General features: G+C 41.1%; 21 protein-coding genes and 1 tRNA gene. 10 read left to right on the forward strand and 12 right to left on the reverse strand.

Going from position 1 to position 22,237, the window contains the following annotated elements; all coding sequences use genetic code 11:
* Positions 1-367 precede the first annotated feature (367 nt).
* The 4 genes from ndhL to FD723_RS29195 all read left to right on the forward strand — a co-directional run bounded on the left by ndhL (position 368) and on the right by FD723_RS29195 (position 2,735).
* Complete coding sequence (gene ndhL, locus FD723_RS29180) at positions 368-580, forward strand: NAD(P)H-quinone oxidoreductase subunit L (RefSeq protein ID WP_179068468.1); 213 nt, start codon at positions 368-370, stop codon at positions 578-580.
* A 24-nt stretch (positions 581-604) separates the two neighbouring features.
* Positions 605-916 (forward strand): DUF3007 family protein, encoded by a 312-nt coding sequence (locus tag FD723_RS29185; protein ID WP_179068469.1) that lies wholly within the window; start codon positions 605-607, stop codon positions 914-916.
* Positions 917-1,008: 92 nt separating this feature from the next.
* Complete coding sequence (gene trpA, locus FD723_RS29190) at positions 1,009-1,836, forward strand: tryptophan synthase subunit alpha (RefSeq protein ID WP_179068470.1); 828 nt, start codon at positions 1,009-1,011, stop codon at positions 1,834-1,836.
* Between the two features lie 236 nt (positions 1,837-2,072).
* Positions 2,073-2,735 (forward strand): heterocyst differentiation related protein, encoded by a 663-nt coding sequence (locus FD723_RS29195; RefSeq protein WP_179068471.1) that lies wholly within the window; start codon positions 2,073-2,075, stop codon positions 2,733-2,735.
* A gap of 859 nt (positions 2,736-3,594) precedes the next feature.
* On the opposite strand, the gene FD723_RS29200 is transcribed toward FD723_RS29195, so the two are convergent.
* The 5 genes from FD723_RS29200 to FD723_RS29220 all read right to left on the reverse strand — a co-directional run bounded on the left by FD723_RS29200 (position 3,595) and on the right by FD723_RS29220 (position 10,510).
* Positions 3,595-5,262, reverse strand: a complete 1,668-nt coding sequence (locus FD723_RS29200; RefSeq protein ID WP_179068472.1) for an IS1634 family transposase — start codon at positions 5,260-5,262, stop codon at positions 3,595-3,597.
* Between the two features lie 423 nt (positions 5,263-5,685).
* Positions 5,686-5,757 (reverse strand) — tRNA-Lys (locus FD723_RS29205).
* A 62-nt stretch (positions 5,758-5,819) separates the two neighbouring features.
* Positions 5,820-8,069: a GAF domain-containing protein gene (locus tag FD723_RS29210; RefSeq protein ID WP_179068473.1), complete on the reverse strand. Its 2,250-nt coding sequence runs from the start codon at positions 8,067-8,069 to the stop codon at positions 5,820-5,822.
* 340 nt (positions 8,070-8,409) lie between these two features.
* The gene (locus FD723_RS29215; protein WP_179068474.1) at positions 8,410-8,973 is read right to left on the reverse strand and encodes a hypothetical protein; all 564 of its coding nucleotides are present in this window, start codon (positions 8,971-8,973) and stop codon (positions 8,410-8,412) included.
* A gap of 253 nt (positions 8,974-9,226) precedes the next feature.
* Entirely contained in the window at positions 9,227-10,510 is a 1,284-nt protein-coding gene (locus FD723_RS29220; RefSeq protein ID WP_179068475.1) for a glycoside hydrolase family 10 protein, read from the reverse strand.
* Positions 10,511-11,116: 606 nt separating this feature from the next.
* Here FD723_RS29220 and FD723_RS29225 point away from each other — a divergent pair.
* Positions 11,117-11,437 (forward strand): hypothetical protein, encoded by a 321-nt coding sequence (locus FD723_RS29225; protein WP_179068476.1) that lies wholly within the window; start codon positions 11,117-11,119, stop codon positions 11,435-11,437.
* 370 nt (positions 11,438-11,807) lie between these two features.
* Here the strand turns inward: FD723_RS29225 and FD723_RS29230 are convergent, their stop codons facing one another.
* A complete protein-coding gene (locus FD723_RS29230) occupies positions 11,808-12,119 on the reverse strand; it encodes a ferredoxin (protein WP_179068477.1) in 312 nt (103 codons plus the stop codon).
* Positions 12,120-12,222: 103 nt separating this feature from the next.
* Positions 12,223-13,077, reverse strand: coding sequence for a uroporphyrinogen-III synthase (locus tag FD723_RS29235; protein WP_179068478.1), 855 nt, complete (start codon positions 13,075-13,077; stop codon positions 12,223-12,225).
* A gap of 168 nt (positions 13,078-13,245) precedes the next feature.
* Here FD723_RS29235 and FD723_RS29240 point away from each other — a divergent pair, with 168 nt between their 5' ends.
* The 4 genes from FD723_RS29240 to FD723_RS29255 all read left to right on the forward strand — a co-directional run bounded on the left by FD723_RS29240 (position 13,246) and on the right by FD723_RS29255 (position 17,066).
* On the forward strand, positions 13,246-14,157 hold the full coding sequence (locus tag FD723_RS29240; protein WP_179068479.1) for a S1C family serine protease: 912 nt from the start codon (positions 13,246-13,248) through the stop codon (positions 14,155-14,157).
* A 143-nt stretch (positions 14,158-14,300) separates the two neighbouring features.
* A complete protein-coding gene (locus FD723_RS29245; RefSeq protein ID WP_179068480.1) occupies positions 14,301-15,137 on the forward strand; it encodes a S1C family serine protease in 837 nt (278 codons plus the stop codon).
* Positions 15,134-15,766 carry a response regulator transcription factor gene (locus FD723_RS29250; RefSeq protein ID WP_179068481.1) on the forward strand — a complete coding sequence of 211 codons (633 nt, stop codon included), beginning with the start codon at positions 15,134-15,136 and terminating at the stop codon, positions 15,764-15,766. The genes FD723_RS29245 and FD723_RS29250 overlap by 4 nt, the downstream gene beginning before the upstream one ends.
* A gap of 70 nt (positions 15,767-15,836) precedes the next feature.
* Positions 15,837-17,066, forward strand: coding sequence for a glycosyltransferase family 4 protein (locus FD723_RS29255; protein ID WP_179068482.1), 1,230 nt, complete (start codon positions 15,837-15,839; stop codon positions 17,064-17,066).
* A 378-nt stretch (positions 17,067-17,444) separates the two neighbouring features.
* On the opposite strand, the gene FD723_RS29260 is transcribed toward FD723_RS29255, so the two are convergent.
* Entirely contained in the window at positions 17,445-17,729 is a 285-nt protein-coding gene (locus FD723_RS29260) for a hypothetical protein (RefSeq protein ID WP_179068483.1), read from the reverse strand.
* Entirely contained in the window at positions 17,710-17,955 is a 246-nt protein-coding gene (locus FD723_RS29265) for a hypothetical protein (RefSeq protein ID WP_179068484.1), read from the reverse strand. Before FD723_RS29265 ends, FD723_RS29260 begins: the two co-directional genes overlap by 20 nt.
* Before the next feature lie 131 nt (positions 17,956-18,086).
* Here FD723_RS29265 and FD723_RS29270 point away from each other — a divergent pair, with 131 nt between their 5' ends.
* On the forward strand, positions 18,087-18,353 hold the full coding sequence (locus FD723_RS29270; protein WP_179068485.1) for a hypothetical protein: 267 nt from the start codon (positions 18,087-18,089) through the stop codon (positions 18,351-18,353).
* Positions 18,354-18,383: 30 nt separating this feature from the next.
* Here FD723_RS29270 and FD723_RS29275 read toward each other — a convergent pair whose 3' ends face one another.
* The 3 genes from FD723_RS29275 to FD723_RS29285 all read right to left on the reverse strand — a co-directional run bounded on the left by FD723_RS29275 (position 18,384) and on the right by FD723_RS29285 (position 22,142).
* The gene (locus FD723_RS29275) at positions 18,384-19,820 is read right to left on the reverse strand and encodes a deoxyribodipyrimidine photo-lyase, 8-HDF type (RefSeq protein WP_179068486.1); all 1,437 of its coding nucleotides are present in this window, start codon (positions 19,818-19,820) and stop codon (positions 18,384-18,386) included.
* Between the two features lie 198 nt (positions 19,821-20,018).
* Positions 20,019-20,996 carry a type I restriction endonuclease gene (locus tag FD723_RS29280; RefSeq protein ID WP_179068487.1) on the reverse strand — a complete coding sequence of 326 codons (978 nt, stop codon included), beginning with the start codon at positions 20,994-20,996 and terminating at the stop codon, positions 20,019-20,021.
* Positions 20,997-21,467: 471 nt separating this feature from the next.
* Positions 21,468-22,142, reverse strand: coding sequence for a PEP-CTERM sorting domain-containing protein (locus FD723_RS29285; protein WP_179068488.1), 675 nt, complete (start codon positions 22,140-22,142; stop codon positions 21,468-21,470).
* Positions 22,143-22,237: the final 95 nt, after the last annotated feature.

Consider the following 22,237-nt stretch of genomic DNA (forward strand, 5'->3'; position numbering starts at 1 on the left):
TTTTTGCTTAAGGACTTCCAATCAATAAAAAGTTAAAGGGGAAAGGGATGAACAGGTCGCGCCACTTTCGGGCGTTAGCGGAGCGGGACGCAGTAGGGTTTTTACCCTTCCCCTTTCCCCCTTCCCCTTTCCCTTTCCCCCTTCTTCATAAATTATCCATCTTATGGGATGGGTGTCCCCACCCGTCCCAATTTAGGGCGCTCATATTGCCCACCCCACAAGAAAAGTTGGGATGTTTTTTATTTTTAAGTCCCCAGTCTCTAATCCCCAGTCCCAACGCGACTTGTTAAAAGCATTATGACTATACTTCTCTCTTGTTTGTCTCTTCAGCCTATGATGGAAAACAGATGCTTAAGACTTGAAAGTTATGATTGTCGCCCTGCTGTATCTAATTTTGGCTGGAGCTTACCTTCTGGTAATCCCGATTGCTGTTTTGCTGTACCTGAAGCAGCGTTGGTATGTCGCTAGCTCCATCGAGCGTGTCTTAATGTACTTTTTGGTGTTTTTCTTCTTTCCGGGTTTGTTGGTTCTATCGCCGTTTGTAAATTTCCGACCCCAACGGCGACAAGTTCAGGTTTAACGAGATTGGTAGGTCATAACTCTCATGCGACGGATTGACGCTATTGGAATTGGCTTGGGTGTTTTTATTGCCGGCGGCTTGGCTTATGTAGGATTACAGCTAGTCGGTTTGGATAATCAGAAAGCTGGTATATGGAGCCAAGTCTTACTAGTCAGTGGGTTAGTTGGCTGGTTAGCCACCTATTTTTTCCGGGCGGTGGGACAAAAAATGACCTACCATCAACAGCGGGAACAGTATGAGCAAGACTTTCTGCAAAAGCGGCTAGATGAGCTTACTCCCGAAGAACTAGCACGAATTCAAGCTGAAATAGAACAAGAAGAGCAATCTCAGGTGTAAAGTTATCATTAGTCAGTTGTCGTTTGTCCTTTGTTAGTTACGAATTACCAACGACCAATGACCAATGACCAATGACTAATGATTCTTGACTAATGACTGCGATTTCTGATTGCTTTGAAACCCTTGGGCACAATGGTGAGTGCGCTCTGATTCCGTTTATTACTGCTGGCGACCCAGATTTAGAAACAACGGCAAAAGCGTTGCAGGTTCTAGATCAAAATGGAGCTGACATTATTGAACTAGGTATACCCTATTCCGATCCTCTGGCGGATGGGCCGGTAATTCAAGCTGCTGCTACCCGTGCCTTGCAAAGGGGTACGAAATTGGAGCAAGTGTTGGAAATGTTGCATGAGGTTACTCCCAAACTGCGATCGCCTATTGTCCTTTTTACCTATTACAACCCAATTTTGCACCGGGGAATTGATAAATTTCTTCAGCAAATTGCTGCGGCTGGGGTAGCAGGATTGGTAGTACCAGATTTGCCCTTGGAAGAAGCAGCAGGCTTGCTTGAACCAGCTAAAGAGATGGGAATTGACGTAATCTTGTTGGTAGCTCCCACCAGTGATGCTAAACGAATAGAAGCGATCGCTCATTCATCCCTTGGATTTATTTATTTAGTCAGCGTCACAGGGGTTACAGGGGTGCGATCGCAAATGGAAAACCGGGTGTCCGATTTACTCAAACAAATTCGTAGTGTTACTGATAAACCCATCGGTGTCGGCTTTGGGATTTCCGAAACTGCACAAGCTCTTCAGGTAAGGGAATGGGGCGCAGATGCAGTCATTGTGGGTAGCGCTGTTGTAAAACGGCTAGCAGAAGGGACACCAGAACAGGGACTAAATGCGATCGCCCAATTTTGCCAAAGTCTCAAGGCAGCCATCAAAACCACCAACATCAGCACAAATACCCCTCTTGATTAGACGGGAAAAGTAGATTAAAAAAGTATAACAGTGTAGTTTTTCTATCCTTGTTTAGTAGACAATTTGACCATTATGGTCTTGAATATTAACATCAGATATCATGGTGTAAAAAAACTAGCTGATACAGTAGCTTATAGTTTGAGTATTATGTGAAATCAAGTAGGCATAATTTATGAGTGTGAGAGTGAGTCAGTCAGAAATGAATATAGTTACGTCGCAATCAAGGAGCAAAGGCGATGAGTGAGAGTATGGCGTTTATCGGCGGAGTCGCCGTAGCTGGGCTGGCGGCTCTCGTATTGCTCAAAGGAACAAATACCCCCCTACAACCTAACTTCGCTGTTGCTTCGCAAATGCCAGGTGTAGTAGCGCCCCAAGGAATGCAGGCACCAATGTATCCTTATGCGCCTTATGGGCAAATGTATCCTAATCAGGTTCAGCCACCAACTGCTACCAGCACTGACCAGCGCATTGAGATGGAGAAGCTGAACACGCAGATGCAGTTGGAGCGTTTAAAAAACGATAATGAACAGCTGAAGTTGCAAAATCAACAACTCCAGGGCCAAGTCCAAAATTTCAATACTCAGCAGCAGTGGCAATTAGCCCAACAGAATAATCAACCAAAAACAACAGCACTCCAGCCGCAAACTACTTGGTGGTCTTCGCCTATGCTTTGGGCTGTTGGAGGCGCAGCTCTCACTATTGGCGGTGGTGTTGTCGTCGCTGGGGTATTGGCTTTATTCTCACCACGGCAGCGCCCAGCCCGTACTGTCCAAGTGATTCATCCTTACCAAGGAGCTACACCGCCTTTGGTTCCAGTACGTCGTGCTGAGTTTCTGCCTGCTTCTCGGATGGAAGCAAGACGAGTTGAAGCCCACGAATACGACGAAATGCACGGATAGGGAAAATAAAACCACAGATAAACATCGATTTCTAATCTCGTTTCCAGGTTCTCCCTGGAAATTTTATTTGTTGGGCTGCTGTCACGAATTCAAGAGGCGGCAGCTTTCCTTTTAAGGATTTCCGGGCAGAAGCTATTGGTGACAACTTAAGAAAAAAGTAATGTGTTTATTTTTATGCCTCTCAACTCTCACTAATTATCTCAAACTCTTATCGGTCAATTAGTAAACTATTGAATAAGCGGGAGTAATATTGTGAAATACACGAGGACGCGTTGTATCGTCTGTACCTAAACTATAGAAATCCCTTTTTGAAGGCATTTCTGTCCTTTCCATTACGTAGCAAGGTTTTAGTATTTTTTCAATCCGATCCATATATATAATAAGTCCCCAGGCTTGTTTCTCTGCTCCTTCTCGTAGCCATTTCTTTATGAGAAATTCACTTATTTCCATAGTTTTTTATTTTTTTAATTGGATGCTTAATTTACCATACACAGCAAGCTTACTCAAGATGAATATTCACTTTAGATTTAGGAAGTTTAATCAGAGAGTAAAGTAATAAACTTGTATACAGGTATTAATTAAAAACTGTATACAAAACTCTGTCCTGTTATAATCTAGGAAGAGCCTTATATCCCACATTCCGCACCCGGAACTGTCACAAAAGAAATAGCAAAGAATTGTGGGGTTAGTTTTTGATTTAAAACCAAAATTGGAGAGATGGAAATTTAAAAATCAAACCAGAGTTTGCGAAAATAAAGAATCGGTATAAAAAATGCTGCACTAAAACGTAGAGTTACTAAACATAGAGTGAGTAACTCTTGCAAAAATTAGTAAAAGTAAAGCTTAATTAAAATAATAATCAAACTAATAAATAGTAGCGACGACAAGTACTAGGAAAAAATTGTAATATCCATAATCTTTCATCAGAGAGGTTTGATATTTGTGAAACACTATTAACAATTAATAAATGAATACCTTGGAAACATTGAAATATCCACCTGAGAGTGGGGCGGTCTGTTGGTTTACCTAATTGATTTTTTATTTCCTGGTTTTGAGCTAATAAAATTCCACGTAACTGTCGTTGTCCTAAAGTATAAACCAACAAACATAACCCCATAATCATTGATAAAGCTTCAATGCGCTCCGGTGACTTAATAAATATGCTATCTGTTAAGAATAAAGGGTCTTTTAAGAAAGCAAAGCCTCTTTCACATGATTGTTGAGCTTTATATTCCTTAATCATGTCAGTGTGGCTTAATTGGGATTCATCAATAATATTAGTTGCTAAAATAAATTTTCCCGAAGCGCGATTTTCAAGTTCAATTGCTGCTTTATCTTGCTCTAATTGCGCGGATATCTGATAGTAATATTTCCAGTCATTCTGATTGTTGTTTTTGTTTTTACCTTGAGGTTTTAACTGTTTCTTAGATATTTTAATTTCAGCCAAACAATGATATTTTAATTGCTCTGATAGATGTAATGCAGCTTTCTTGGCATCTCGATGACAAGCAAATTCTTCATTACATAATTTTGTGAGCTTTTGATGAGCATTTATTTGGGCTTGCTGAACACGGCGCATCAGCTGTTTAGAATCTGCTTTTTTCCGTTCTTGGCTTTCAACTATCAGCCATCTTTGCTCGATCCCGGCATAGTTACTAGACTTGACTATATATGAATAACCTGTTATTTCACTTTGGATTAAATCTTTGGAGTCTATTCCTAATAGTATTTGCTTGGCTAACCCCACTGTCAATGGAACTCTGCATAACCATTTGAGGCTTTTCATCAAATTCAGGTTTTCGGCACTATATAATGCGCTGTCTGCTACCATTAACGCATCTATATCAATATTTTCTCGAAAATTCACGAGAGTTTTCGCAAAGTTTTTCGTATCTGATTGATTTCCTGACGCTGCTTTTAAAAAGATGGGAATATCCCCATCACTGCTACAAATTAACTCTAGAATAAATTGTTTTAAGTCTGGTCTATGATCTCTTGAATAACCATAAGTTATATTTATTGGTTGTGGTGCTAACTCTAGGAGCTTATCTTCATTTTCTGTGGGAGCATTTCTTTCAAAGGCTACTTCGGGTAAACCAGTTTTATATTCTCCGTGCAGATGCAATGAAGAAGAATCTAAGTGTAGCGATGATAAATCTACTCCATATTTTTTTACTGCTGCTAACGCTATTAAAGTGAAGATTCCACTTAATCCTTTTAAATATAATTGGTCTAATACTCTTCCTAGTCTGTCGTCATTTAAATGTTCTGGTAATACTCCTTCTCCTATCAAGTGTTCACAGGCATAGCTATCCATATATTTAGGAAACATATATAATGTTCCAGATACAAACCCTAACCCGTTTAGTATCATTGCTTTGACCGCCTGACCCGCACTCACTTTAGACTGCGGGTGCTGTCCAAGTATTTTATTTATTTGGTCTACCAACCCTATTTCATCAATAATTCCTGCTACTATCCCCAGGTGATTTAAATTTTTTACTTCAATGCTCAAAGGCGAATTCATTTTCACACTATATCCCATCAACTATTTTTAGCTTTTCATGATGGAAGCTTATAGAGTGCTAATTTTATTTATTTTTTGACTTTTACCCTGATTCTGGCTATTAACTTTACTTCTGGGTTTTTCTTGTCTCAATTTCTACCAGTAGTTTTAATTTACTTACTGCTTTCTCTGTGTGCCAGTTTTAGGTGCGGAATGTGGGTTATATACAAACAAAAGTTTTAATAGAGAAAAAAGTTGGTTTTTGTCACATTCTAGCTGTCCAGTAGACAGGCAAGACATTCCACTGGAATGCTAAGAGGTAAGAGAGGATTTTTAGTTAAACTAGTCAAAGCTTGAGTGGCATTTATCCCCGAGAAAAGGGGCTTTATGAGCGTTGCACTTGCTCGATTTAGGCAAGGGTAAACTGTGAAGGGCTGGAAGAAGTGGGTGACGAGGGATTTGAACCCGCAACCAATAGATTAAGAGTCTACTGCTCTACCGTTGAGCTAGTCACCCACACGAATAACAATCATAGCATAACTTCTGACAATTTAGCTAGTACCGCACCCAAAAACGAATTAAAAGGGGAATTTGACGGTGAAGGTGGTTTGACCTGCTGCACTTTCTACATAAATTGAGCCGCCTAAATGTCTGACCATTTTCTGCACTAATGCCAACTCCAATCCAGTACCGCTATGTTTCCAAGGATCGTGTTTGGAAAGGTGATAGAAAGGCTCAAAAATCCGTGACAGTTCATTGCTGGTAAGCTCTATTCCCGAATTGGTAATATTAAGCTCGATCGCATCCCCTGTCAGGTGAGCAAAGACTGTGATATATTCACCGGCTGGTGTGTATTTGCAGGCATGGTTAAGCAGTTCGGTGACAATCCGCTCCAAATCAGTGATATCTGTCTCCAAAGGCGGCAAGGCACGATCAACAGTTAGGTTTAACTGCTGTCGCTGGCAGTTGGTGAGGTCTCGAAAAGAATCGATAATCGGCTGAAGCCAGCTTTGAAAGTCAATGGCAATCAAAGTTGGCGGATCGGGTTCGGCTTCGAGATATGTGAGTGTGAGTAGGTCGTTAATTAACTTGCTTTCTCGCCCACACTCGTTATGCAGAATTTGCAATAGTTGCGGAACTATTTCTATCTCTGATATTTCTGCTGGTGTGAGGACACTTTCGAGAGTCTGGACTGCAAGGCTAATGCTTGTTATTGGTGTCCGCAGTTCTTGAGAGAGGGTTCTGAGAAATTGGTTTTTTAGCCGATCGCGTTTTTCTAGTTCTTTTAGCTGTACCTGGTTTTGTTTGTAAAGCTTTGCTTGACGAATGGCGATCGCACATTCATTTGCTATCTGCTGAACTAACTCAATTTCAAATTCATCAAAAGCCTCTTGTGATGGTCTTGTCAACCAAATATTTCCCAAAATCCCTTGAGTATCGAAAATTGGACAAGCCATCTGAGCCATAACTAGCAATTTTGGTTGCCATCCCGGCTGAATTTCTAAAAATTGCAATGGTTGTTTTTGCAATAGCGGCTGATAAACTTCCAGACGGTCTGCAATCTGTCTACTCAATCCTTGACATGAGGGTAAGTTAATGCAGTATTCGTAAGTGATAGTAACTAGAGTTTGGCAGGTGCTATAGAGTTCGATTTGGCAACGCTCAAGGTTCAGTAATTGTGCTAATTCTTGGGTGACTGTCTGCAACACCTGAGTTTCATCTAGACTGTCACGGATTTGTTCTGTCATCCGTCGCACCAAGGCTTCAAAGTTTCGCACCTGCTGCAACTGATTGAGGTGTTTCTGTTTTTGCAACTCCATCTGGGCTTTGAGATCCTTGATCTGCTGATGAAGTTCTGCCTGTTGGACGGCAATGCCGATTTGAGTTGCCAACTGTTTGAGCAAGTCAGTTTCCGTTTGCTGCCATTGACGCGATTCTCGGCAATGCTGGGCAATTAATAGCCCCCACATATCTTGCTCTTGGAAAATCGGCACGACTAGATTAGCTCTAATCTGCAAAGATGCCAGAAAATCTATATGGCAAGGATGCAGTCCAGCTGCATAAATATCTTCGACAACTTGAATGCAGCCTCTTCCGTAGTGTTCTGGATGTTTGCTAGCCAAACAGGGATCGCTGATGTTTTTTCCCAAGAGAGGATTACTGGCGGCTACAGTTGATTCGGCAATGATGATTCCACTACCATCAGCCTCGAAGCGATAAATTAACACGCGATCGCAATTCAAAAACTGCCGGAGTTCAATTGTTGTCTGATGCAGAATTGTCTCTAATTCTACAGATTGATGAATCCTTCCAGCGATCGCTTCTAGCAATTGCTCTCGTTCAACCTGGAGTTCAACGGCTTGTTCTGCTTGCTTCACAAGGGTGATATTGCTGCTAGTCCCAATCAGTCGATAAACCCTGGAGTTAGCATCCTTGAGTGGGGTGAGAGTCGTACTCCACCAAGTAGGTATTCCTTGGAATTGCAAACATTGTTCGTAAGAAATAGTTGTGCCGAAACTTACACAGTCAGCATAACGTTGACGCACCCTAGCAGCATCAACGGGGGAGAGAATATCTTCAGGTTTTTTGCCCCGAAGATCGTCTGAGCAAATGCCTATCCACCGCTCATGAGTGGGATTAAGGGCTACATATCGAAAATCTCCATCCTCCAGAACATCAACTACAAATATTGATGCCTGCACAGAATCGTACATGCTCAATAAAAATTGCTCGCTACTGCTTTTCTCATCTACTTCTGTGCCGAAAAGAATTTGAGGTGGTGATAATTTTGTCAACTCCATAGTTGATTCTGCTGGATTTATATTCATGCGAGAGTCCCTGTCTGGTATTACTGACTCTTCTAGGCGCTCTCTTGTCGTTAAGCTTGTAGTAGTAGATGCACTTTAGCGCCTATAGCAAAGTATTGTCAGCTGTTGCTCATCGAAATTTGGATCTTTCTCTACTTCTTGTCAGAAATCTAGGAAAGCTAATAGGAGTCAGCTTAACAAATCCTGCTTGTTGAAGGTGAAAATACATTTGCAGGTTAGGGCAAACTTACTGAAACTGGTTTTTAACAGTTTTTTCAGATTTTTGCACATATCTAAGTGCAATTATAAGTATATATCAATTAAATTTATAATTCTTAATAATAAAGTGGGGAGTGAGAACTTACAATCGCAATTTGTGGGCATTGATCCCTGTGAGGATAGCAACCAGCAGCCAAGTGATGGCTAAACCGACGACTTCGCCGAAGAATAACTGCGTTAAGTGGCGCAAGATCGCCCCCACAACAGAACCCACAGGAATAGCAACAGCCCAACTTGCCGCAGAGACAAATATCCATCGCCATGCCTGATGCTGGGAAATTGCTAACCATTGTGCTAATCCAATCCCCAAACCGCCAAGGCTACCATAAACCGCCCCTGACAAGATTCTCATGGGAAGAATCTGAGTGCTAGGTACAATCCAACCCACAGCACCAATACCGATCGCTGTGATTATACTCCAACCCAAAAGACTTGCCAAAATCCACCTGATACAAAATATAGGTTGTTTGAGAAGACAACCTTGAAAAAGTGCGATCGCAAATCCCCCGATAGCTGCTTCTACTACCCCAACATCGGGTTTTTCACCGACTTCAATTAAGAGTAAACTCAATAAAAAACCGCCAAAAGTAGCTAAAGTCCACAGCAGTGTAAAGCCAAATTTGGTATTTCCAGGCGCAAATAACATCAAAATTTCTTTGTTTTTCAGGAGGAGGAAGGCAGTTCTTGCAGGAGGAACCCGCGCTTAAAAGTGTGGTACTTAGGCTATGGACGCTTTGTATCTCGTGGCACATTCCATTCTTATTAGTATTTTTGATCAGCTAAAAAACATCTAATGTGCATAATCAAATTAAACATAACTCTTGTGGGGTGGGCAACATGAGCGCCCAACTTATGCAATTTAAATATGGAACAGCTTACTATTGGGCAATAACCTACAACTAAAGTTTCTCGTAATATTTCTTTCCTCCTACCTCCTGCCTCCTACCTCGTGCCTTTGTTTGTAATAGTTTGACAGTTTTAGCATTAAACATATCAAAAAAAGCTTTGCGTCGTTGTTGGGGTGATTCAGGTACAATGTAACCCCAAAGACTCTCCCAGTAGAAAAAGGATACACCATCAAAGTAGCGATCGCGCACTGCTTGAACCTGTTCTCTAACTTGTGCCATTTTCACCGGATTACCTACCGTTCCCGTTGATATACCAATACCTACAGGAATTAAACTTTGAGCCAATTTCACAGATGGTTGTTCTAGTTGAGCGATAAAAGAGTTTTTATCGTTTCGATATACCTGCAAAACTAACTCATTAACTAAACCTTTTTTTATCCAATTTTCCCAATCTTGCAAATAGTATTTGTAGGCAAAAGCTTGATAATTAGGAGACAAAGATATTTTGACTTTGGGTTTGACTGCCTTGATAGCTTGATAGATTTCCGCCATGAAATCAGTAATTTTATCGGCTCGCCAACGCATCCATTCTGGGTTGAAAGGGTCGATAGGGGGACTTTTGCCTTGATGCTCTTGCTGATAGAGTTTAATTGTGAAGCGATCGTAGCCAAACTGTACAGGCATTCCAAAATGATCGTCAAGCTGAATACCATCCACATCGTAATCTCTGATGACTTCTAATATTAGCGATTGAATAAACTCTTGCACTTGTGGATGTAAAGGATTTAACCAAGCCTGTTTGCTCACCAAAACATTGTCAATTTCTTCTGGTGGGGCATCTTGAATAGAGTTGATACCTTCTTGACCAATTGTTAACCAATCGGGATAACGCCTTGCTAATTGTGAATAATGAGGAGTCATGAACCCATATTCAAACCAGGGAATTACTCTCATATCTTTATTTTTAGAAAGTGTTACTATCTTTGCTAAAACATCCTGTCCACCATGCAGAAAGTTGAGTAAAGGTTGAGTATCCGAGCCTGTAGTCATTTTGGCTACGGCACTTTTATAAAAAGTATGTCCTCGGTTCCAAACTACAGGATAAATTGTATTAAAATTGAGAGCCGACAACTGATTTATGGCACGGTTAATACCCCAAGGGACAAATAGTACACCACTAGCAACATTAGTGAGCCAAACGCCGCGAATTTCTGTAGTTAAAGGACTTGTTTTTTGGGAATAAACTGGTAGTGAAGAGGGTAAAAAAACTGTTAAAGCAACTACTAATCCCAAACACAGTAAGTAAGAAAAACAACGGCGAACAACCCGATTCATTTGTAAGCTTAACCTAGTGCGATCGGAATATATATAACTACAAATTAAAGTTATAATCCTCCGGATGATGTAAATAAATGATGATTTAATGCCTAAATATCAATTAATAAATGTGTCTTAGCAGACTAATTCTTATTAGCTGCCGATAATTCTCGATACGTACATAAAATCTTGTAGTCATTTTGGCAACTCCTATTGGAATGCAAAAATGCGATCGCGATATCTGATTGCGTGAAAAACTACTCTCTGCCTATGGCGCTTATGGTGCGAGAAGCGCAGCACGCCAATAAGTTCAAAAATCAAATCGGATTACTATGTAAACTCACTCAACTTTGAGTCAGTCTGATGCTATTTAAGTGTAAATACAGTGTTAGTTCGATTATAGCTTGTATAAACTATTGGTGTTGTATAAAAAACTCCATCTAGAATGTTTTACTACCGATAAGAGAACTTTTCAAACATTTTGTAATGCTTCATGAAGAGTGCTTATGAGGAGTATGGCTGATACCCAAGTAGATCAGTACTGAGAGTAAACAGTGCTATCAATCTAAATCCTTGTAGCTAACAAGTATTTTAGTCAATCCAGAGTTTTATCAAAGGACAATAATGATGACGAAGCAGCTAGGAAACACATCGGTTGGTACAAACAACACCGATTTTACTACAAACTTAGTTCAACCTGCGATCGCTATAGCTTGGGATGATTGGGTAACTGTTCTCAATACAGTTCCAGATGATTTGGTGTTTTATAAATTCAATGATATTAACAGCGATATCATCAACGATCAACTAGTTATTGAGTGGAATAATGTTCATCATTTCAATAACCCAACATCTGGAGACGCAACTTATCAGACGATTTTGGACTTGAATACAGGAACTCAAAACCGGAACATTATTTCTAACTATACCAACCTGAGCCTATAAGCAAAATATGTTATTAAGCCCAGAGATATCAAGCGATCGACGTAAAAATTCGTATCTTTTAATTTGTAACAATTAGGTTAATGCGTAAGTCCTATTTTTAGCAAAACTTAGTTATTAGAGTAATAATACAGTAGCAAATTTTATAGTAATAGCATTATTTTATACTTATTCACAATATGACGTTTTTCTCTTTTACCTCAATAAAAAAGCGAGTATTTTCAAGTCTCGTCAAGATTGCTGACCGGAGCTAACGGAAACGTCTCCGGCTCCGCTCTTGAATTCTGACTTCTGAATTCTTCTTCAACCCCACCCTACTTACTAAGAGTTGAGGGTGGGGAATTTCGTGTTATCTTAAATCCACATTTCTTAGTTAAGCGTTAAGCGCTTCTTCTTGATGGGTTTCGATAACACAGTCAGAAGTAGGATATGCAACGCACGTAAGAACCCATCCCTGGTCAATTTGCTCGTTGTCTAAGAAGTTCTGATCGTCTTGGTTAACGGTACCTGAAATCAGCTTCCCGGTGCAGGTAGAGCAAGAACCAGAGTTACAGGAATAGGGCAAGTCCAGGTGATATTCTTCGTTAGCGATCTCTAGGATGTACTCATCATCAGGGACTTCAATTACGTGTTCACCTGCATGCTCACCTTCTGGGATACGTAATGTAACGTTGTAAGTTGGCATATAAAAATTCCTAACTCAATATAAACTCCATTTTTGATACTACGGGTTTATGTGCTGCTAGTCTAGAGTCAAATGTCGTTAATTAATCTATATCTTGAGGCAGTTAGTGTGAGTTGGAAGTGAGAGTAAAAAATGCTGCGATCGCTTCAGCAAATCCCTGAAATGAACTATAGTCTTTAGACACGATCGAAACATTCATACCCAACTTTTGAGCATTAGCAGTTGTATAAGGGCCGAAACATGCAATAATACAGCCTTGATAATCGCTTTGTGAGTTAACCATTGTCAAAAAGCTTTCTACCTCTGCTGTGCTACTGAAGGCTATTACATTGATAATTCCTTGACGTATCAGATTTAATTCCACACCATAGATACTTTTGTCTAAACCCTGCGTAATATAAGTGGGTACGCGAGTTATTTCTATACCCAATTTCTGCAAATCCTTAATTAAATTGGGTACGACATCAGGCTCAGGTAAACCAACAACTTCTGGAGCAGGTATTAGGACTTTTTTCTCTTGAATTTGCGGAATTTTCGCTAGTTCAGCCACAATTCCGGCTGGACTAGGTTCTGTTGGGATTAAATCTACCTTGCCACAAAAAGCTAATAAGCTTTCTGCATCTTTTCCTAAAGCACATAAGTGACATTTTTGCACTACAGATATAGGAATATTCAAATCATTCATGCGGTGAAAAAATGCAGTGATGCCGTTTCTACTTGTAAAGACAATCCAATCAAATTTGTCTATGTGGTTTAGAGCAGCATCTAACTGATTGTAGTTTGATAAATAGCAGGTTTCGATAGTAGGCATGAAAATAGGTAAACCACCTTGTTTGATGATTTGTTCGGATAACCTATAAGCATAGTTTCTTGGTGCTGTTACTAAAATTCTCTTGCCATCTAGAGGTAATTTGCTAGATGGAGTGAGCAAGTTAATTTCTCTTGATTGGGTGTCCATTTGTTTAAGTCTCGCTTTGGTTAAGTCAAGAGACGTGATGAATCGCCGTCTCTACAATAATTAGTCCTAGCCATTTTTCTAGGATGAATTCTCCCCATTTTTCCGATGCCATCTGTGTTGAAAAAACGGCACGATATGAACATCTAAGAACATTGGCGGAAAAATCTTATGTCTTCATTACTGGCTTTGTCCAACAGTTTAGCTGACACCGTAGAAGAAGCTGGAAGTGCTGTAGTTGCCGTAAATGGAGGTACACGTCTTTCTCAAAGTGGTATTCACTGGCGTAATGGCATTATTGTTACCTCTGATGAGTCTCTCCAGCGCTATGACAACATCACCATTACGTTATCAAATAGTACTACTGCACCAGTAACACTCGTTGGTCATGACTCTAGCACTGATATAGCTGTTTTTAAACTAGAAAATGCAGAAATACCTGTGGCAAAAGTTGGTGATGCCAAAACCCTCAAAGTTGGTCATCTGATTCTAGGACTGGCAAGAGGTAGCGAAGGTGACTTAAGGGCGGCGATGGGTGCAGTCAGCGTGGTTAGCGGTGCTTGGCGAAGTATGAATGGTGGGAATATTGACCAATTCATCCGCCCAGACATCACCCTTTATTCTGGCTTTGCAGGCGGGCCGCTGGTAGATGCTGCGGGTTTTGTGGTAGGCATGAATACATCAGGGCGGCGTGGTACTGCTCTAACAATTCCCACTGCTACAATCGATCGCGTGGTTGATCAATTAGTAGCAAAAGGACGCATTTCTAAGGGCTACTTGGGTCTGGGAATGCAGCCTGTACGTTTACCAAAGAATCTAAAAACTGCTCTCAATTTAAGTTCGGCAACTGGGGTAATTGTTGTCAATGTTGAGGCTGCGGGGCCTGCTGATAATGCAGGTGTGCTGCTTGGCGATGTTTTGGTAACGTTCGATGGCGTAACTGTTGGCGATACAGGTGATGTACTGGCGTTGCTTAATAGTAGCGATCGCATTGGTAAAGCTGTGAACGTGCAACTTGTCCGGGGTGGAGTGTTAATTGAGTTAGCGATCGCAGTTGGCGAACGACCTATTAAGGAGGAATAACAATTCAAAATTCAAAATTCAAAATTAAATTCAGCCACCTAGAAAGGGTGAGGTTTTTACCTACCTTGGGAAACAAGGATTCTTTCTCGTGCGAACGCTTCAGTTCACTAACTTTACTTTGACATAGGGAAAAATTGCATAACATGGCAAACACAGCATTAACTAACATCGCTGCTGAATTGACAGAGGTAGCTGGTAAACTCCGCGATCGCACTGTCAAAGTCAAAAGTGGCTCTTTGGGAGTCGGTTCTGGTGTAATTTGGCAACCGGACGGACTGATTATCACTAATGCCCATGTGGCAACTAGCAGCCGCGCAACTGTGGAACTGGCAGATGGAAGGGTATTTGATGCGGTGCGTACCCAATTTGATCCACAGCAGGATTTAGCAGCCCTGAAAATTGTTGCCACTAATTTAACTGCTGCAACAATTGGTAATTCTGAGGCGCTACGAGTGGGTGAATTAGTTTTGGCAGTGGGTAATCCCTTTGCTGAAAGTGGTGCTGTGACAACTGGAATTATCTATGCAAATAATCCACGGGCTGTTATGGCTGATTTGCAGTTGTATCCTGGTAATTCTGGGGGGCCACTTGCTGATTGTCAAGGCCTTGTCGTGGGAATTAACACGATGATTGTTAATGGTTTAGCTGTGGCAGTTCCTAGCAACACCGTTGAGCGTTTTTTACAGGAAAATAGTCGTCCACAACTGGGAGTTACACTGCAACCGGTGCTTTTAGGTAGGCGTAGCTTGGGCTTATTAGTATTGTCAATTTTACCTAATAGTGCGGCGGAAACTGCTGGTGTGCAAATTGGCGATGTTTTAATTGGAGTTTCGGGGCGATTATTCACTACCATGAATGATTTAAGCAAATATCTCCATGAGAGTAAAGGATCTGTGCCGCTACAACTCCTACGCGGTAGGCAGCAATTCGTGATTTATGTTGCAGTACAAGCTGGGAAAACTGCTGTGGAGGCGACATGATTCGGGTAATGGTTGTTGCCACTTCCCCTGTAGTCCGGGCAGGGTTATCAGCTGTGGTGACAACCAATCCTCGGCTGACGGTTGTGGGGAGTGCATCCGATTTGGATGTATTGGCAAGGGAAGTTGAGCAATTACAACCAGATGTGGTGCTGGTAGATTTGAGTGGTAATCTGCAACAATCGGTATGGGAAAAATTGCTGGTCATTCAAGAACAGCAATATCCATTAGGCACGATCGTCATTGTTGAGGAACTCGACAGCATCGACTTAGAAACGGCATTACATTCTGGTATCCGGGGAATATTACCCAGTACCAGCACGGAGTCAGAAATTGTTGCGGCTGTAGAAGCGATCGCTTTTGGTTTGCTGGTGCTGCACCCGGATGCTGTAGAATTACTGTCTATCCGCGAAAAAGTGGTAACGAATCCCGTACAAACCTTGACACCAAGAGAGATAGAGGTTTTAGGAATGCTTGGATCTGGGTTGGGAAATAAAGCGATCGCTAAAAGCCTACATATTTCTGAGCATACCGTCAAATTTCATCTCTCATCAATTTTTCAAAAGCTCAGTGTCTCTAGCCGCACCGAGGCTGTTGCTGTAGGAGTGCGACTCGGTTTGATTATGCTTTGATCGATCAAATGATGACATACAGCCTCCAATCAGGTCATGGTGTATGTATCAGATTTGATTCATCACTTGTATGAACATTTTAATGCTATCTTCCACTTTTCCCTACCCACCAACACGCGGGGGAACCCAAGTTAGGACATTTAATTTACTTAAGTATCTCAGTCAACGCCATACTGTCACCCTTGCAACTCAACGCGAGGGTGATGTTACAGACGCAGAAATCGCCGGATTACGCGATTGCGTCGATCATTTAGCCATTTTTGAACGCCCGCCAGATTCTCAAACCGCTGGAATATTCCAGAAAATTCAGCGATTTGGGAGATTTTTACAACAGGGAACACCGCCAAGCGTACTTAATCGCTACTCAATTGAGATGCAAACATGGATTAATAACTGGGTGGAAGCGGGAAAATGTGATGTAATTACCTGCGAACATAGCGTCAATGAAATTTATATCCAATCGCATTTTCAGAAACAGCTAAAAACCATAGTTAATGTTCATAGTTCTGTTTACGCTACCTGTCGGAACCAGCTAGCAACAGGCATTTCCGAAAATTCCCTGAGAGATAAAATTAATCTGCCACTTTTACGGCGTTATGAGCAAAGCTACTGCGCTAAATTTTCAGCAATTGTGGCAACAACTGAAGAAGATAAAATTCAGCTACAAGAATTTAACCCCAATAGTGAAATTACAGTTATTCCCAATGGTGTAGATTTAGTTGCTTTCCCCAACCGTACCACCGATCCCGGAGGACATCGCTTAATTTTCATTGGTGCGATGGATAATTTAGCAAATATTGATGCTGTCTGTTTTTTCAGCAACGAAGTTTTGCCAGAAATCCAAAAATTGTATCCCGATACAACTTTCGATATTGTCGGTTCTCATCCAGTTCCAGAAGTTTTAGCACTCGCTCAAAAACCAGGAATTAATGTACTTGGGCGTGTACCTTCGATGGCAGAATATTTACACCAAGCCACTATCTGCGTTGTATCGATGCGGACTGGGTTTGGTATTAAAAATAAAACTTTAGAAGCAATGGCAGCTGGCATACCTGTAGTAGCGAGCGATCGCGGCTTAGAAGGGTTAGCTGTAGATGTTACTAATCATCCACTTAGGGCATTACGGGCAAATAAACCGACAGAATACGTCACCGCTATTAGTCAACTATTCGATCGTCCACATCTGCGTTCAGAATTGTCTCACAACGGCAGACAACTGGTAGAAACAGAATTCACTTGGGATATTGCGGGTAAAAGCTATGAACGAGTTTGTCTTGGGAAAAGTAATCGTAATTCGTAATGACGCTCTCTACGAGACCTTCCCCGCAGGGGTACACGCAATACTGTTCGATTAAGCATTTTTAACTTGAAATTGGGTTTGGGGAAAAGGTTAAGGGGTAAAGGTTAAAGGTTTTTCTTTTCCCTTTTCCCCTTAACCGAAAGGTATTAGGGGTACGCGGACTCGCTACCGCTACGCTAACGTAATTTCAAGCTACAGCTCCCCGAATCTCAAAGAAGTTGGGGATCTTATTTCTCAATAGATAAATTCTAATTGTTCTTTATTGTCAGAATAGGATAAATATGTGGAGAGACGTTGCAATGCAACGTCTCTACATCGGTAGTGCAAATTATCTGATCTAAATCGTATTGGTTTTTAGTTAGCTTTTGAATCAGCACGTTAATTATTGTCAAACCTAGTCGAACACCCTAACACAAGTAATTTCTTCTGCTTCTGGCGCTGATTTTTATGCTTGAGGGTAGTCAAATAATTATCAACGTAGCGAAAAGCAGCTGCACAGTCGTAATCAGCAATGGCTATAGCTTGTAAGAATACCTTTGGGGGAATTTCAAACCCTAAAAATTTGTCTGTTAAAATTAGTAAATCTTCGTCCGTGGCTGGGAACGTAGTTTCTTCTGCCCCTTCTGAATCAGAAAATATATCATCAATTAATGCTCTGTACACTTTGTACCTCCCCAAAAGCATAAGATGCAAAGCCTGTGATAAAGTTTAGCTGCTGATCGCGAGTTTGTAAGTTAACTGGGAGTTCATTACCAGGACATCCGATCTCTCGTAGAATCTCCAAACAATAAGCACCGAGTTGAGTGTATGGAGCTTGCTCCAATTCTTGAGCTACTTCTAGAGCCATCTCCAGATTGACTTGGATAACCGTCTTTACAGGGTTGGTCATAAACACGCCCTAATAAACTGGATGCTCTAAGTTTTGATCACAAGTACGAATAGCGTAACGGTGTTTTTGCGGAATTTATGAAGAAGGGAAATTAAAATATCAGCGCATTTGCGGTAATGTATCCGCAGTTAATGCAAACTAGGCAAAAAACTAGACAATTCCCAGCTAGGTGCGTAGGCGTAGTCCGTCGGAGACATCGCCCTTCCCATTTGCATACCCCTACTCTTAAGGAAACTAGCAAAAGGTGTCGTTGGCGCACCCTCTGTAAAGAATTGCGATCGCTCTCCCTAATACGTATCTATTTGCATAGACGATATAAATCGTACAACATAATTGTTAGTACATCTACTGCTATGGCAACGCGATCGCTGCTTGTGGTGGATACTTATCAACATTAACTAAACATTAACTAACAATTTCACTCAACACTATTGAAAGTTTTTTTGCTGCTGATAACGCTGTTTAAACTGCTGTTGTTGTATTTTATGATCCACAATTGGATCGGGATAGCCAACAGCATGACGTTCTAAAGGTGGAATTTTACCAGTAACTAAATATTCTGTATCTACAGACCGCAATTCTGATACCCATTGCCGAATATATTCGCCATCTGGATCGAATTTTTGTGTTTGACTGGCTGGGTTGAAAATTCGCACAGGTTTGGGGTCCATACCACTAGAAGCACTCCATTGCCAGCCACCATTATTCGCAGATAAATCTCCGTCAATCAACTTCTGCATAAAATATTTTTCTCCCAATTGGGGATTAATTAGCAAGTCTTTAGTAAGAAAACTGGCGACAATCATCCGACAACGGTTGTGCATCCAGCCGCTTTCATTTAACTGGCGCATTGCTGCATCCACAATGGGGTAGCCTGTTCTCCCTTCACACCAAGCTTGGAAATGTGCTTCGTTAGTTTCCCAGGGAAAGTTTTTAAATGTGTCGCGGAAAGCACCATCAGCTAATTCGGGAAAGTTATACATTGCGTGTTGATAAAACTCCCGCCAAGCTAATTCTTGTTGCCATGTGCGGATATTAACTGCTGTTTCTTCACTGCGGCTATTTTCTAGTGCTTCTATAGTGGCTTGCCAAATAGTGCGAATGCCAATTACCCCAAATTTTAAAGCTGCACTCAGTTGTGATGTACCCTCAACTGCGGGGAAATTTCGCTGTTCTTGGTATTCAGTAATCGCTTTATTAGTAAATTCCTCCAGCAGTTCTTGCGCTGCCGCCTCTCCCGGTGAAATAATCAATTGTTCATCCCAAATAAACCCTAAATCTTTCGCTGAAGGTAATGCGATCGCTCCTCCAAGTTTGGCAATTTTCTGTTCAGCTTCCGTTAATCCCTCAACATTTTGTAGTGTTTCTACTGGTTGAACCTTTGGCTTAGTAATCCAATTTTTCCAGAAGGGAGTATAAACTGTGTAAGGACTGTTACCACCCGTGCGGATCTCATCTGGAGAGTTGAGGATTTGATCCCAATTTTGGTTAAGAAACTCAATGCCTTTTTCTTTGAGGGCATTTATAACTGTGCGATCGCGTTCTTGTGAATAAGGTTCTACATCCCAATTCCAAAAAACAGCTTTGGCATTTATTGCCTCTGCTAAAGCTGGTATCACTTGTACAGGATCGCCGCGGAGTATTAACAACTGGCTACCAGCTTGAGCATATCGTTCTTGGAGTTTCTGTAAACAGCCAATCATATAAGTTACTCTCACAGGAGCAACATCATCCCGTTCCAGAATATTCGGATCGAGGCAAAACACGCCCACCACCTTCGGACTCCGCCGTTTTGCCGCAGCTAGTCCCGTATTATCAGAAATGCGTAAATCGCGCCGATGCCAAAATAGAATTAAGTCAGACATTCCATGCTGCATATAGTTCACCCGTACTAGCTTAGATGCTTGTGGTACCAATGAGCATCATTCTGAGGATAAATTTTTTAATGGAGACTGGGCACGGGGCATTGGGTATTAAACATATCCGAAAAAGAATTGTTTTGACGTAGCAGTGCTACGTCTCTACAAGGGTTAGGGTAACGCATCTTTAATTTCTAGAGGTGTCTATTGGCGCGAAGATTTTTTGAAATACTGTGTAGTACAAAAAGGTCGGCGAAGCAATTTTTTCCTAATGCTGGTTCCATTCTCCTCAAACACTATCAAGTGCAATACTTGCTCTAGGAAACGCCGTTTGTCAAAAATACCTTGAATCAGTACCTCTAGTTCAGTTGTGCCCTTGGCAGGAAAGTCCTCGCCATCAATGGTGCGCCAGGGTAAAAACTCCTGCCAATCTGAGGTTAATGTACTCACTCGTGCCCGATTTCCAAAAGTAATAACTAGGAATATATTGTAGGAAAATAGCTTCGGTATTTGTTTGATGTAGGTCTGAATTCGCTGATAACCTTCTTTGAAAGTAGCCTGTTCATCACTGGGCTGAATCGAGACAATAACTGCCAAAGGTAAACCGTTGATAAAGACAACTACATCAGGATGGTGAGCATAATTTCCCTCAACTACAGTCAAGGGATGAATAGCTAGCCAATCATTGTTTACTAGATTAGACGTATCAAGGAGCGACACTGTGTCATGAACTATTTCTTCGTTACATAGGTATTCAACTTCCACACCATTGGTCAATAATTTGTGAAAGCGACGGTTATTTTCCAGCAAGTCAGAACTCAGAATACAAGTAACCTGATGGATAGCTGCGGCGATCGCTTCATCAGGTTTTTTTGGGTTAATTTTCTGCAAAGCCTGATGGAGGCGCTGATACAAAACCACGTCACTATAACTACTCCGCCCGATCTGGTACTTACCCAAAGCAATATCTGGCTCTAATAAAACTGTATAGCCAATAACCTCGAACCAAGTTAGCAAAGATGGTGCGATCGCTTTGCCAGCCACAGGTATCCCTTCTCTACCTTCGTGTCGCTGGCTTTTAAATAGAGGTATCGCATACTGTGTAAGGTAAAAACGGTGGCGAAGTTTTCTTGTAACACGACTCGCTTTGACAGTTATTTTTTTTAGCTGTGCTGGATTCATGAAAAAGCTTGTGCCTAGTTTATTGGCATTAGTTGGTATATTTTCGATGGAGTAAGTAGGTCTGCGTAAAAATTTGTCCTTGGGAGAAGGTAGGAGGCAGGAGGTAGAGGGGAGTGCCGATGAAACAAGTTTCACAGCTTTGTATGAAAGCGGGACAAGGGAGACAAGGAGGACAAATAGTAAATGACTCTTTCAAGTCAGGAGGAAAGAGGGTTTTAGTCTAGTACATAGTTTGGTTTTATTGTGCCAACTTACTCATACGACCTTATACGACTTGATACTAACTATCAAAGCTGAACTCGATCGGCAAAATTGTATCCTGTGCTATATACTACCAATAATACTGGTAGAAATGTCAATGTAATAGCATCGAGGTATGACAAATGACAAAATCCCTCATCACTACTGCATAGTAATTTGAGGGATTTGCATTCTGTTATTTTCTGAGAGTGACAAAAAGGGCTATTCTTTCTAGCTAATTGCCTTCTTTTTCTTCAAGCATCCTCCTAACAACCCAGCAGTTAATACTATTCCTCCAAGAGTCGATGGTTCAGGTACAGTAATAGTCACAGGTTTGACACTCACATTATCCAAGTATAAAGAACCATAGCTAGCTCTACCACCCAACTTTAACTCTGTAGATGATGTTGTCGCTACAAAATTTAAGTCATATTGTGTGAAAGGATTTCCAACAACATTTGTACTATTTATTTTATCAAAAACTTGGTTTCCATCGATAGATGCCTGAAAGATGTTATTAACTTGACTGCCATCTTCATCTGTTCCTAAAAAGAAGCTAAGATTATAATTACTACCGATAGTTGTAGCCAAGTTCTGGGATATATAGGCAGGATTTACAAATGAACCAATCGATAAACCTTGATTGCCACTATCATGCTGAGGAAAATTGTTAATTCTAATCCCTGATGTATCAATCGGATCGCCAGATTTAATCCAGTCTGTAATATTAGGATTTGGAACATTGGGATTGTTAGGATCTACGAGAGGGTCGAGTTCAAAACTTCCATTCCTAACCAGTTCTACTGCTTGTGCTGCGGTATTATAAGTATTGGTAATCACCACAGCGCTAGCTAAGGTAGTAGTCACACCAAAAACAATAATTGAGAGTTTTTTAGTTAACTTCATGAAACTTGACTCCAAAGAATTTCAAATTCTGACAATTCAAACAAGTTGATACTTACATCCATTACTTTGTCAATTTGCCAAGCTAGTTTGAGGGT

It is taken from the genome of Nostoc sp. C052 (assembly GCF_013393905.1).
Lineage (GTDB): Bacteria > Cyanobacteriota > Cyanobacteriia > Cyanobacteriales > Nostocaceae > Nostoc.

Excerpts from the sequence above, each read along its gene's own strand:
- FD723_RS29270 (WP_179068485.1), top strand. The coding sequence starts at position 18,087 with ATGCAAACTAGGCAAAAAACTAGACAATTCCCAGCTAGGTGCGTAGGC.
- FD723_RS29195 (WP_179068471.1), top strand. The coding sequence starts at position 2,073 with ATGAGTGAGAGTATGGCGTTTATCGGCGGAGTCGCCGTAGCTGGGCTG.
- FD723_RS29230 (WP_179068477.1), bottom strand. The coding sequence starts at position 12,119 with ATGCCAACTTACAACGTTACATTACGTATCCCAGAAGGTGAGCATGCA.
- FD723_RS29275 (WP_179068486.1), bottom strand. The coding sequence starts at position 19,820 with ATGTCTGACTTAATTCTATTTTGGCATCGGCGCGATTTACGCATTTCT.
- FD723_RS29250 (WP_179068481.1), top strand. The coding sequence starts at position 15,134 with ATGATTCGGGTAATGGTTGTTGCCACTTCCCCTGTAGTCCGGGCAGGG.
- FD723_RS29225 (WP_179068476.1), top strand. The coding sequence starts at position 11,117 with ATGATGACGAAGCAGCTAGGAAACACATCGGTTGGTACAAACAACACC.
- FD723_RS29265 (WP_179068484.1), bottom strand. The coding sequence starts at position 17,955 with ATGACCAACCCTGTAAAGACGGTTATCCAAGTCAATCTGGAGATGGCT.
- FD723_RS29235 (WP_179068478.1), bottom strand. The coding sequence starts at position 13,077 with ATGGACACCCAATCAAGAGAAATTAACTTGCTCACTCCATCTAGCAAA.
- ndhL (WP_179068468.1), top strand. The coding sequence starts at position 368 with ATGATTGTCGCCCTGCTGTATCTAATTTTGGCTGGAGCTTACCTTCTG.
- FD723_RS29245 (WP_179068480.1), top strand. The coding sequence starts at position 14,301 with ATGGCAAACACAGCATTAACTAACATCGCTGCTGAATTGACAGAGGTA.
- FD723_RS29220 (WP_179068475.1), bottom strand. The coding sequence starts at position 10,510 with ATGAATCGGGTTGTTCGCCGTTGTTTTTCTTACTTACTGTGTTTGGGA.
- FD723_RS29215 (WP_179068474.1), bottom strand. The coding sequence starts at position 8,973 with ATGTTATTTGCGCCTGGAAATACCAAATTTGGCTTTACACTGCTGTGG.
- trpA (WP_179068470.1), top strand. The coding sequence starts at position 1,009 with ATGACTGCGATTTCTGATTGCTTTGAAACCCTTGGGCACAATGGTGAG.
- FD723_RS29200 (WP_179068472.1), bottom strand. The coding sequence starts at position 5,262 with ATGAATTCGCCTTTGAGCATTGAAGTAAAAAATTTAAATCACCTGGGG.
- FD723_RS29240 (WP_179068479.1), top strand. The coding sequence starts at position 13,246 with ATGTCTTCATTACTGGCTTTGTCCAACAGTTTAGCTGACACCGTAGAA.
- FD723_RS29285 (WP_179068488.1), bottom strand. The coding sequence starts at position 22,142 with ATGAAGTTAACTAAAAAACTCTCAATTATTGTTTTTGGTGTGACTACT.
- FD723_RS29280 (WP_179068487.1), bottom strand. The coding sequence starts at position 20,996 with ATGAATCCAGCACAGCTAAAAAAAATAACTGTCAAAGCGAGTCGTGTT.
- FD723_RS29210 (WP_179068473.1), bottom strand. The coding sequence starts at position 8,069 with ATGAATATAAATCCAGCAGAATCAACTATGGAGTTGACAAAATTATCA.
- FD723_RS29255 (WP_179068482.1), top strand. The coding sequence starts at position 15,837 with ATGAACATTTTAATGCTATCTTCCACTTTTCCCTACCCACCAACACGC.
- FD723_RS29185 (WP_179068469.1), top strand. The coding sequence starts at position 605 with ATGCGACGGATTGACGCTATTGGAATTGGCTTGGGTGTTTTTATTGCC.